The following is an 11,440-nucleotide window of genomic DNA, read 5'->3' on the forward strand; positions in this document are numbered from 1 at the left end:
GGCCCGCGTAAAAGGCAAAACAATCATGCGAGAAATCGCTCGATATAAACCCCCTGATTCGAATCCTCTAATCTGTTTCAGGGATACGGCGGGTATCTGCACCTCTGTGCAGATACCCGCCTTTATCGTCTCGAAGCTCCCACCTCCCCGATGCCACGATCAGCCGCCGTCCAGCCTCGTGACCTACACTGGATATTCCGTCCGCAGTCCTTGCCCACTGCACGCGCGCCCAGAGGAGACCATGCCAGCGAGCCCCACGCACCGCCGTCGTCGGCTGTCTCTGCCACTGCGCGCGCTGGCGGCCGCTACAGCTCTCGGGCTCACCGCGTGCACTGCCGGAACTCCCATAGCTACGCCGACGACGGCGCCCGCCACCTCGACGGAACCGTCGGCATCGGTCGGAGACACCACCACCGGTACGTTTTCCTTCGGCGCCGCCGCGGATCCTACCGGCCTGGACCCGGCACTTGCGTCAGACACCGAGTCGTTCCGGGTCACACGGCAGGTACTCGAAGGCCTTGTCGGGATCGACCCGCTCACCTCTGAACCGGTTCCGCTTCTGGCCACATCGTGGGAGGAACGGAACGAAGGCCGGGCCTACGCCTTTGAGCTGCGCAAGAACGTGAGCTTTCATGACGGCCAACCATTCAACGCGGCGGCCGTCTGCGCCAACTTCGAGCGCTGGTACACGATGCCTCCGGAGACCCGCACGGCGGTTGCATCTATCGCCTTCAAGTCGGTATTCAAGGCATTTTCGGACGCACCCGGGGAGTCTGTCTTCGACTCCTGCCAGCCTCTCGGCGAGCATAAGGTGCTCATCCGGCTCACCGGGCGCCTGACCTCGTTCATTCCCGCCCTCGCACTGCCGGCCTTCGGCATGGCCTCCCCGCAGGCGCTTGAGGAGCTCAACGCCAATGAGCTGACTGTGGAGAAGGATGGCAGGCAGCTCTCGGAGTTCGCACTCAGCCCGGTGGGTACGGGACCGTTCACCTTTGAGGCGTGGTCCGAGGACGGGGTGATCCTGAACGCCTATGACGATTACTGGGGTTCACCGGGGGAAATACAGACCGTGACATTCCGGACGATTCCCCGCCCGGATGCACGCCTTCGTGCGCTGTTGGGTGGAGATATTGACGGCTACGACCTTGTGACCGTGGACAACGCCGCTGAGCTTGCCAGACAGGGCCAGCAGATCCTCCAACGCGACCCCTATTCCGTGCTCTACCTCGGGATGAACCACGACTTCCCTGGAGTCGACGATGCACTGTTCAGGCAGGCGGTTGCCCACGCCATCGACAAGTCAGCCCTCATCGAGGGCCGCTTCCTGGACGGCACAAGCCCGGCAACGCAATTCACCCCGCCGAAACTCGGCGTAACCAACGAAGAAATCACCGACTACGAGTACAACCCGGAGCGTGCAAGGGAACTTCTGGATGAGGCCGGGTATGACGGGGAGCCTCTCCCCTTCCATTACCCCCGCAACATCTCCCGCCCATACCTCTCCTCCCCCGAGAAGGTCTATGCCGAGCTAAGCCGCCAGCTCACAGCGTCCGGGTTCAACCTTCAGCCCGTCCCCACGGAATGGTCACAGGGCTACATTGAGACCGTCCAGAACGATGACAACCGGGCCTTCCACCTGCTCGGCTGGAGTGGAAGCTACCAGGATCCCGACAACTTCGTCGGGGTGCTCTTCGGCAGTTACGGCGAAGAGTTCGCCTTCCGCGACAACCAGCTCTTCAGCAAGGTCGCACGCGCCGTCACCCTGCCCAACGGGGATGAACGCACAGCCGCTTACCGGGACATCAACGAAAGCATCGCCGTCGACGTTCCGGCGGTTCCGCTCGCCTTCCCCATCTCGGCCGCGGTGGTCTCCCCGCGGGTGCTCAGTTACCCCGTGAGCCCGGTTATGCACGAGGTGTTCAACAACATTGACCTCGCCGATGTCGAGCAGCCCACCCCTTCGAAAGGCAGCTGAACAGGGAACTGGGCATGTAGCTCAACTGGGACGAGGATCACGCCGCCGCCAGGGCGTTCCAATTTAGGGAACACCACCGCCAGAGGCTACGCTTCAAGGGCTAGCGCCCTTGCTATTGGAGACCCATCGTGACTGCTGAGAGCCAGGCGGGAAAGCCCGCGAACCACACTGACGTCGTTCTTATTGGCGGCGGAATCATGAGTGCCACCCTCGGTGCATTCCTCAAGCAACTGCAGCCGGACTGGGGCATCACTCTTTTCGAGCGGCTCGACCGGGCCGGACTGGAAAGTTCAGACCCCTGGAATAACGCCGGAACCGGCCACGCAGCATTGTGCGAGCTCAACTACGCGCCGGCCGGCAAGGACGGCTCGGTTGATCCGTCCAAGGCCATCGCCATCAACGAGCAGTTCCAGGTCTCCCGCCAGTTCTGGGCGCACATGGTCTCGAACGGACACCTCGGCGATCCGGGCAGCTTCATCAACGCTGTACCGCACATGAGCTTTGTGTGGGGCGAAGGCAACGTGGAGTACCTCCGCCGCCGGTATGAGGCTCTCCGCACGCAACCGCTCTTCAAGTCGATGGAGTTCGCAACGGACCACTCAGCCATTGCCGAGTGGGCTCCGCTCATCGTGAAGGAACGCGATCCCTCACAGCACGTGGCAGCATCGCGGGTGGCCGGTGGAACCGACGTCGACTTCGGCGCTCTCACGCGCGGCCTCACAGCCTATCTCGGTGAGAACGACGTCGACCTCCGCTACGGACACGACGTCACGAACCTTTCCAAGACTTCGCAGAACCGCTGGGATGTCACGGTGCGAAACCGTGCAACCGGCGAGGAGCACACGGTCAACACCCGCTTCGTGTTTATCGGCGCCGGTGGCGGCGCGCTGCACCTGCTCCAGAAGAGCGGGATCCCTGAAGGGCGAGGATTCGCCGGGTTCCCGGTCTCCGGTCAATTCCTGCGCTGCACCAACCCGGATACCGTCAACCAGCACAGTGCCAAGGTGTACGGGCAGGCGTCGGTCGGTGCACCGCCCATGTCCGTACCGCACCTTGACACCCGCTACGTCAACGGCGAACGGTCATTATTGTTCGGTCCGTACGCGGGGTTCTCCACCAAGTTCCTCAAGCGCGGATCGCTGCTGGACCTGCCGACCTCAATTCGACCGTCCAATCTCGTGCCCATGCTCGCAGTAGGCAAGGACAACATTCCGCTCACCAAGTACCTCATCAGCGAGGTGCTCAAGAAGCGCGAGGCAAAGAACGAGTACCTCAAGGAGTTCGTACCGTCGGCCGATGGCAACCGGTGGGAACTGATCACTGCGGGGCAGCGTGTACAGGTCATCAAGAAGGCACCCGGGAAGGGCGGCGTCCTGCAGTTCGGCACCGAGATCATCACCTCGGCTGACGGCACTGTCGGCGCCCTGCTGGGTGCATCCCCAGGAGCATCGACCGCGGCACCGATCATGATCGAGCTGATGCGCCGGTGCTTCCCCGGACAGCTTGCTGGCTGGGAACCCAAACTGAAGGAAATGATCCCCGGGTACGGCACGAAGCTCAATGAGAATGAGTCTCTCGCCGATGATGTCCAGTCAATGACCGACAGGGTGCTGGGGCTCAAGTAGACCGCGGCGCCACCAGGACTGGTCGCCCGCAGAAGGCAGAACCGATGTTCCGTTTGGCGCAACTGTCCCTGGGGAATCGCGCACTGATTGCCCTGATCACCGTGTTCGCTGCGGTGTTCGGGGTAATCACCATGGGCTCCCTGAAACAGGAGCTCATCCCCTCGCTGGAGTTTCCCCAGGTCACGGTGGTGTCCTCCCTCCCAGGGGCCAGCCCGGAGTACCTTGACAAGCAGGTCAGTGAGCCGCTGGAACGAGCGCTGAGCGGTGTGGAGGGGCTGGAGTCGTCGTCGGCGACCTCACGCAACGGCGTCTCCACGGTCAGCCTGATGTTCGCCTACGGCACCGACCTTGACCGTGCCCGCGGCCAGGTCGACCGCGCTATCTCGACCGTGCGGCCCGCGCTTCCCGAGGATGTGGAACCCCAGTCCCTGGCGGGCAGCATCAACGACCTACCCATCGTCTTCATGGCGGTGTCCTCTAATCAGTCGCTCAGTGAACTGGGTGAAGAACTGACGCGGCTCACCGTGCCGCAGCTTCAGAAAATAGAGGGCGTACGCAGCGCCGAAATTACCGGCGGCGCCGAACAGCATATTTCCGTCCTCCCTGCCCCCGAGGAACTCGCAGCCCAGGGGCTCACCGTCGGGGACATCGTTGACGCCCTCGAGAACAACGGCGAACTGTTTCCGATCGGCACCCTGGACGAGGGCGAACGCTCGCTGACGATTCAGGCCGGCAGTCCCATCCAGTCACTGGCCGATATCCGGAACCTGCCGCTCCTCCCCCAGGATCCGCCGACTGGCTCCGCCACCGACCCTGTGACCATCGGCGACGTTGCGGATGTGGCAGTAGCCGACGACGACGCCACCTCCATCACGCGGACCAACGGCGTCGAGACGCTGGCACTGACCGTGACGAAGGTTCCATCGGCGGATACCGTCACGGTCTCGAACGCAGTCACGGCCCTGATCCCGGAACTTGAGGCCGAACTGGGTGACAGTGCGGACATCACGGTGATCTTCGACCAGGCGCCCTTCATCGAGCGTTCCATCTCCGACCTCACCACCGAGGGCCTGCTTGGTCTGGGATTCGCCGTCCTCGTTATTCTGGTGTTCCTCCTCTCGGCCCGCTCCACCCTGGTCACCGCCGTGTCCATCCCGCTGTCGCTTCTCATCACGTTCATCGGGTTGGCGGCCACCGGTTACTCGCTCAACATCCTGACCCTGGGAGCGCTGACCATTGCGATCGGTCGCGTTGTCGACGATTCGATCGTGGTCATCGAGAACATCAAGCGCCATCTCAGCTACGGCGAAGACAAACGCTCGGCGATCCTGACGGCCATCCGCGAGGTGGCCGGCGCCATCACCGCCTCCACCCTCACAACAGTGGCGGTGTTCGCACCGATCGCCTTCGTCGGGGATCTCGCGGGTGAGCTGTTCCGGCCGTTTGCCCTGACCGTCACCATGGCCCTGCTCGCCTCGCTGGCTGTCTCGCTGACGATCGTTCCGGTGCTGGCCTACTGGTTCCTGCCGAGGACCCGAATTTCCTCGGAGCTGACGGATCCCGCAACGGCGGCGGCCGAGCAGCGGTACCTGGCAGAAGAGAAGGAGAAACGCTCCTGGCTCCAGCGGGGGTATCTTCCGATTCTTCGCGTGACCCAGCACCACCCGGTGTGGACGGTAGTGGCCGGAGTGCTGGTGCTTGCCGGGACGGTTGCGCTGGTGCCCTTCATGCAGACCAATCTTCTGGGCAACACCGGCCAGAACAGCTTTAGTGTCATCCAGCGCCAGCAGCCGGGCTCGAGCCTGGAAAACACCGTTGCCGAGGCGGGGCGCGTGGAGGAAGTCCTCTCCGGCTTCGAAGAAATCCGTGATGTGCAGGTGACCGTCGGAAATGCAGCCGGAGCCGTAGGCGCGCGGTTCTCCGCCGGTGCTTCCACCGCGCAGTTCACCGTGACCACGGAGGAAGAGGCCGATCAGCAGCAGCTTCAGAATGAGGTTCGTGCCTCGCTGAACGAACTTGAGGGAGCAGGCGAGATCGCGCTGTCGACCCAGCAGGGCGGGTTCGGCACGTCGAACACCGTGGACATCAACATCACCGCGCCGGAACCTGACATCCTTGCCGAGGCAAGTGACGCCGTCGTCACCGCGATGCAGGGTGTACAGGGGGCCCGCGACGTGACGTCCAACCTCGCTGCAGCTCAGCCGCAGATCCAGGTCAGCGTCGATCGCGCGGCCGCGGTGCGGTCGGGACTGAGCGAGGGCCAGATCGGCGCCCTGCTCGGAGGCAATGTCAGCGCCATCCCCGGCGGCGTGGTCCGGCTTGAAGCCACCGACTATCCCATCCTGATCGGGGAAGGGACCGAGATCACCAGCCTGGACCAGCTCCGCGACCTCACCGTGCCGACCCCCGCCGGACCGGTCCCCCTCACGGATGTCGCAACCGTCGAGGAGGTACAGGTTCCGCTCACGATCACCAGCTCCAACGGTGAACGAACAGCACAGGTTTCCATCACGCCGTCGGGAGACAACCTGGGCGCCCTGACCGCGGCCGTCACCGAACGCCTGGAGGGTGTAACGCTCCCGGCCGGCGCAACGGCCACGCTGGGCGGGGCATCGGAGCAGCAGGCGGAGTCCTTCGGGCAGCTGTTCCTGGCACTGTGGGCTGCCGTGGCCATCGTGTACGTCATCATGGTTGCCACCTTCAAGAGCCTCATCCAGCCGCTGATCCTCCTCGTATCGGTCCCGTTCGCGGCGACGGGCGCCATTGCCCTGCTGGTGATCACCGGGATCCCGCTGGGGCTGCCTTCGCTGATCGGCATGCTGATGCTGGTCGGGATTGTCGTCACCAACGCGATTGTCCTGATCGACCTGATCAACCAGTACCGGCGGCCGCTTGACGGTTCTGTCGGGCTCAACGTCGCGGACGCAATCACGCGAGGAGCCAGACAGCGGCTTCGACCGATTCTCATGACTGCGCTGGCGACCGTCTTCGCGCTGACACCGATGGCGCTTGGTCTGACCGGAGAAGGAGGCTTCATCTCCCAGCCGCTTGCCGTCGTCGTTGTTGGAGGTCTGGTCTCCTCAACGCTGCTGACGCTGGTGCTGGTTCCAGTGTTGTACCGACTGGTCGAAGGCCGCCGGGAGAAGCGTGACGAGGTGGCGGAGGAGTGGGAACAAATCCGGGAAGGCGCTGGTTACGGAGTACAGTAGATGCAAATGCATGTACTTCTAGGAGGAGGAATTCCATGCAGATCGGTATCTTCAGCGTCGGCGACGTAACGGTTGACCCCACCAAAGGCACCGCTCCCACCGAACACGAGCGTATCAAGGCCATGGTGACCATCGCGAAGCACGCCGAAGACGTTGGACTGGACGTCTTTGCCACCGGCGAGCACCACAACCGCCCGTTTGTCCCCAGCTCCCCCACCACCATGCTCGGATATGTGGCGGCGCAAACCTCCCGCATCATCCTCTCGACCTCGACGACACTGATCACCACCAATGACCCGGTCAAGATCGCCGAAGACTACGCGATGCTCCAGCACCTTGCCGACGGCCGGGTGGACCTGATCCTGGGACGCGGCAACACCGCACCCGTCTACCCCTGGTTCGGCAAGAACCCGCAGGACAGCGTCGAACTCACGGTCGAGAACTACCATCTGTTGCGCCGGCTCTGGGACGAGGACGTAGTCACCTGGGAAGGCAAGCACCGCACGCCCCTGCACAACTTCACCTCCACCCCCCGCCCGCTCGACGGCGTCGCCCCCTTCGTCTGGCACGGCTCCATCCGGACTCCCCAGGTCGCTGAGATTGCCGCTTACTACGGTGACGGCTACTTCGCCAACAACATCTTCTGGCCGAAGGAGCACTACCAGCAGCTCATCTCGCTCTACCGGGAACGGTATGCGCACTATGGGCACGGCACTGCGGAACAGGCGATCATCGGTCTAGGCGGACAGTTCTTCATCCGCCCCAACTCCCAAGACGCCATCAACGAGTTCCGTCCGTATTTCGACAATGCGCCGGTGTACGGTCACGGCCCATCACTGGAGGACTTCAGCTCCCAGACGCCACTGACCGTAGGCAGCCCGCAGGAAATGATCGACAAGACGCTTTCCTTCCGCGAATTCTTCGGTGACTACCATCGCCAGCTGTTCCTCGTGGACCATGCAGGGCTCCCGCTGAAGACGGTGCTGGAGCAGCTCGACCTGTTCGGTGCCGAGGTCCTGCCTACCCTGCGCAAGGAATTCGCCGAGCGCACACCTTCTTCAGTGCCCGCTCCACCGACATTCGAGAACCGCAAGGCTGCGGTGCCTGCCGATGCCTGAGTCCCCAGGCACGCCGATGCGCCTCACCGCCGAAGCATGGGAGTCACTCTTCCGGGCGCAGGTTGCGGTGATGCGCAGGCTACGGCGGGAAGGGTCCTTCTCTCCGCTCGCAATCGGTGAGTACGACGTCCTTTTCAATCTCAGCCGCTGCCCCACCGGATGGACCAGGCTCAATGAGCTGAACAGCCACCTTTTGATCAGCCAGCCGAGCCTCAGCCGGATGGCGGAGCGCCTCGAAGACAAGGGACTGATCCAGCGCAAGCAGGCGCCGAACGATCAGCGCGGTGTCCTGCTGGCCCTCACCGACGAAGGACGCCGGCTCCAACGCGAGATCGGGGCGGCACATGTGCGCAGCATCCATGCCATCCTGGGGCCGATCCTTGACGAGGAGGAACTGGAGCAGCTGTTGAGCCTGACCACGAAACTCAGGGCAGGCCTGGAGAACGACGACGGAGCGCATCATCCGGCCTGACGGCCGCTTTGCAGCCGGTCGGCTGGATGCACGCTAGTTGAGTTGCACCAGCGAGGCGCCGTCGTCGTCGTGCAGGGTGCTTGACGTAGCGGTGACCGTGAGTGTGTCCAGCGTGAGGCTGCCACCGACGGTGGACAGGAAAGCCGTATCTGCGGCGTCGCGTCCTGTTGCAATGCGCAGGAGGTTGGTCCGCGGTGCGAGGCCGGTTGCGTCGACGACATGCCACGCCCCATCCACCCATGCCTCCACCACCGCGTGGAAGTCCATCGGGGTCAACCCCGGGGCATAGACGGACACCAGTCGGGCGGGGACATCCTTGGCCCGCAACAGCGAAATCACCAGGTGAGCGTAATCACGGCAGACGCCGCGGCGGGACAGCATCGTGTCCGTGGCGCCGTCCGTGTGGCGGGATGAGCCGGAGACATAGCTGAGGTTCCCGCTCACCCACTCCCGCACGGCCGACAACAGTTCACCGCCCTGCATACTTCCGAACAGGGCGTACGACGACGGCAGCAGACGGTCCGATTCGCAGTAGCGGCTGGGGCGCACATAGCGGATGAGGTCGGCGTCGTCCTTTTCAGCGGCGGCGGCTGTGCCCGAGACCTCCGCACGGTAGTTCAGTTCAAGCGTTGCGGGCCGCTCGAGCGTGAGCGTATGCAGGACTCCCCCATGGAGGTCCCCGACGGGCGTGAGCGCCACCGGTTCCCCGTCGGCCGTGACCTCGAAGACTTCGTCAACGGATGAATACCCGGCATTCCGGGCAACCGCCACAGAGAAGGCAATCGATGTGTTGGCCCGTGCCTGGGCGGTCAGGTGAGCCGTAACGGTTCGATTCATTCGGCGAAGCTCCTGGCGGATCTCGGTGAGCGTGGACTGTGCCGGTCTGAAACACTGGCTGTAACACGGTACGACGAGAAAGGCGCACTTTGTGAATCACTCAATCAACGACACGTCCGGAGAGTCCAGTCTGGATGGGCTGACCGCTGTTGTCACCGGCGCCAACAGCGGCCTCGGGCTGCAAACCGCCATTGGTCTGGCCCGGCGCGGGGCGTCAGTGGTTCTCGCGTGCCGCAACGAGGAGCGGGGTGCGGCCGCCCTGCAGCGGGCGCGCGACGCGTCCGGAAGCGCGTCACTGACCCTGCGGCAGCTCGACCTCGCAGATCTTGGGTCGATCCGGTCCTTCAGTCGCGACTGGGCCGGTCCGCTGGATCTTCTGGTCAACAATGCAGGGATGATGGCCACACCGCTGAGGCGCACGGCTGACGGCTTTGAGCAGCAGTTCGGCATCAACCACCTGGGTCATTTCGCGCTGACCGGACTGCTGCTGAACGCACTCCGCCAGTCGCCCTCGGCGAGGGTGGTCACTGTCTCCTCGCTGGCTCACAGGCGCGGGCGGATTGACTTCCAGGACCTCAATGCCCATTCCCGGTATCGGCCGTGGAAGGCCTACAACCAGAGCAAGCTCGCCAATCTGCTGTTCACGATGGAACTCGACCGCCGGGTACGCGCTGCCGGCTGGCCGCTGATCGCCGTTGCCGCACATCCCGGGTTGTCCACGACCAACCTCACCGCTGGGATGCGTGGCGCGGCAGTTCTCGATTTGATGGGCGGTTTTTTCCGGCTGATGGGCCAATCGGATGCAGAGGGCGCAAAGCCGATCCTCCTGGCTGCCACCGGCGCGCAGGTGCACGGCGGCGACTACTACGGCCCGAACGGACCCGGCGAAACCCGCGGGACCCCGGTTCTCGTTGCTCCCTCTCCGTCGGTGCTCGACGAGGCTGTCGCCGCGAGGCTGTGGGCAGTCAGTGAGGAACTTACCGGGGTGACCTACGACAGCCTTCCCGCCGGCCTTGGTTCTGATTTCCAGTCCGGCCCTTGATCAGAGGCGAATGGTAAGCATACTGTTTGTTCGTGCCGCGGAGCTGCCTGCAGCGGCTGCTCCGTAGCCCGAAACCGAGCGAAAGGAACACCATGGCTGATTCACCCAGCCCGATCGACATCCAGAAGGCCCTCGGCGGCGTCAGCTACCCCGCGAAGAAGGACGACCTCATCAGCAACGCCGAAAGTTCCGGTGCGGACGACAACGTGCTCGAATCGCTGAGGGGCATTCCCGACAAGGAGTACGAGTCGCCCGCCGATGTCAGCAAGGCCGTTTCCAAGTAGGAACTCCCCCGCCTGCCGGAGTTTGGATCATCCGGGAGTGACAATCGACGTGAGGATTCAACTCGCTACCTGGAGCGACAAGATCATCCTGCGTATCTGGTCAAAGTCCTTCTGACCGAACCGCTTCTGAGCCTCCGCGATGGTCGCAAAGGAGGCGGTTCGGGAACCGACCTGCGCCGGCTCCAGGGCACGAAGCTGGATGCTGTCCCCGAAGGAGTACAGCCCGATGTGGTCCGGCCCCTGGACGGTGTTGTGGAGAACGCACGCCGCACCATCCGCTCCACCAACCATGTCCGTAATCCCATACGAACTGAAGAACCTGTACCCCTGGATCAGCCGTACTACGAAGCGTGGCTCAATGGAGCCCTCTGCTTCTGCTGTCGACGGGATGTCAACGGGCTCGCTGCTCAGCACAATGTAGGGACTTGCGGCGTCCGCTGCACACTCCTCCGACGGCGGGGTTATCCGGGTGTGCAGTTCAGCCACGGTGGCGCCGTCGGCATTGGACACTTCGAAGTGCATACCGCCCTCACCGAACCCTTCGCCCGGGTTCTCGATCACCTCTACCGTCCAGTCCTCCGGCAGCTCGAAACTGACGAACCGTTGCTCGTCCGTGAACGCGGTCCACCCGTCACCCGGCGCCGCCCGTTCCGGAAGCATCGGGAGCGCAATAGGGGTCGGGCTGGCTGTTGCCGGAGCCGGACTCTCGGCGGCGGCACTCACAGAAGGGCTGGCTGGCGGACGATCACCGATCTCAAAGTCCTCACACCCGGTGATCGTCGCGGTAACGGCAAGAAGTGTGACAGCACCGAGGAGACCAAACCTCACAGGTCGCGTCATATTCGATCCTTCCGAGTAGCCCTGCTTCCACTCTATGC

Annotated in this window: 9 protein-coding genes; 7 read left to right on the forward strand and 2 right to left on the reverse strand. The window is 63.6% G+C overall.

Features of this window, described 5'->3' with window-relative positions; genetic code table 11:
* Positions 1 to 241: 241 nt before the first annotated feature.
* The 5 genes from AC4D2M_RS00575 to AC4D2M_RS00595 all read left to right on the forward strand — a co-directional run bounded on the left by AC4D2M_RS00575 (position 242) and on the right by AC4D2M_RS00595 (position 8,399).
* Positions 242 to 1,975 carry an ABC transporter substrate-binding protein gene (locus tag AC4D2M_RS00575; protein ID WP_490889073.1) on the forward strand — a complete coding sequence of 578 codons (1,734 nt, stop codon included), beginning with the start codon at positions 242 to 244 and terminating at the stop codon, positions 1,973 to 1,975.
* 128 nt (positions 1,976 to 2,103) lie between these two features.
* Positions 2,104 to 3,600 carry a malate:quinone oxidoreductase gene (locus tag AC4D2M_RS00580; protein WP_490889075.1) on the forward strand — a complete coding sequence of 499 codons (1,497 nt, stop codon included), beginning with the start codon at positions 2,104 to 2,106 and terminating at the stop codon, positions 3,598 to 3,600.
* A 44-nt stretch (positions 3,601 to 3,644) separates the two neighbouring features.
* Entirely contained in the window at positions 3,645 to 6,809 is a 3,165-nt protein-coding gene (locus tag AC4D2M_RS00585) for an efflux RND transporter permease subunit (protein ID WP_490889077.1), read from the forward strand.
* A gap of 35 nt (positions 6,810 to 6,844) precedes the next feature.
* Positions 6,845 to 7,927: an LLM class flavin-dependent oxidoreductase gene (locus AC4D2M_RS00590; RefSeq protein WP_490889079.1), complete on the forward strand. Its 1,083-nt coding sequence runs from the start codon at positions 6,845 to 6,847 to the stop codon at positions 7,925 to 7,927.
* Positions 7,920 to 8,399 (forward strand): MarR family winged helix-turn-helix transcriptional regulator, encoded by a 480-nt coding sequence (locus AC4D2M_RS00595; RefSeq protein ID WP_490889081.1) that lies wholly within the window; start codon positions 7,920 to 7,922, stop codon positions 8,397 to 8,399. Before AC4D2M_RS00590 ends, AC4D2M_RS00595 begins: the two co-directional genes overlap by 8 nt.
* Positions 8,400 to 8,432: 33 nt before the next feature.
* Here the strand turns inward: AC4D2M_RS00595 and AC4D2M_RS00600 are convergent, their stop codons facing one another.
* Positions 8,433 to 9,236: a transglutaminase-like domain-containing protein gene (locus AC4D2M_RS00600; RefSeq protein ID WP_490889083.1), complete on the reverse strand. Its 804-nt coding sequence runs from the start codon at positions 9,234 to 9,236 to the stop codon at positions 8,433 to 8,435.
* Between the two features lie 91 nt (positions 9,237 to 9,327).
* On the opposite strand from AC4D2M_RS00600, the gene AC4D2M_RS00605 reads away from it, so the two are divergent.
* Together AC4D2M_RS00605 and AC4D2M_RS00610 are read left to right on the forward strand one after the other, a co-directional pair.
* Positions 9,328 to 10,278, forward strand: a complete 951-nt coding sequence (locus AC4D2M_RS00605; protein WP_490889085.1) for an oxidoreductase — start codon at positions 9,328 to 9,330, stop codon at positions 10,276 to 10,278.
* Positions 10,279 to 10,370: 92 nt separating this feature from the next.
* Complete coding sequence (locus tag AC4D2M_RS00610) at positions 10,371 to 10,562, forward strand: DUF2795 domain-containing protein (RefSeq protein ID WP_490889086.1); 192 nt, start codon at positions 10,371 to 10,373, stop codon at positions 10,560 to 10,562.
* 57 nt (positions 10,563 to 10,619) lie between these two features.
* Here the strand turns inward: AC4D2M_RS00610 and AC4D2M_RS00615 are convergent, their stop codons facing one another.
* A complete protein-coding gene (locus AC4D2M_RS00615; RefSeq protein ID WP_490889088.1) occupies positions 10,620 to 11,402 on the reverse strand; it encodes a hypothetical protein in 783 nt (260 codons plus the stop codon).
* Positions 11,403 to 11,440 lie beyond the last annotated feature (38 nt).

It is taken from the genome of Arthrobacter sp. TJ-270 (assembly GCF_058269075.1).

Coding starts and splice junctions, on each gene's coding strand:
- AC4D2M_RS00610 (WP_490889086.1), top strand. CDS start 10,371: ATGGCTGATTCACCCAGCCCGATCGACATCCAGAAGGCCCTCGGCGGC.
- AC4D2M_RS00600 (WP_490889083.1), bottom strand. CDS start 9,236: ATGAATCGAACCGTTACGGCTCACCTGACCGCCCAGGCACGGGCCAAC.
- AC4D2M_RS00595 (WP_490889081.1), top strand. CDS start 7,920: ATGCCTGAGTCCCCAGGCACGCCGATGCGCCTCACCGCCGAAGCATGG.
- AC4D2M_RS00615 (WP_490889088.1), bottom strand. CDS start 11,402: ATGACGCGACCTGTGAGGTTTGGTCTCCTCGGTGCTGTCACACTTCTT.
- AC4D2M_RS00575 (WP_490889073.1), top strand. CDS start 242: ATGCCAGCGAGCCCCACGCACCGCCGTCGTCGGCTGTCTCTGCCACTG.
- AC4D2M_RS00590 (WP_490889079.1), top strand. CDS start 6,845: ATGCAGATCGGTATCTTCAGCGTCGGCGACGTAACGGTTGACCCCACC.
- AC4D2M_RS00585 (WP_490889077.1), top strand. CDS start 3,645: ATGTTCCGTTTGGCGCAACTGTCCCTGGGGAATCGCGCACTGATTGCC.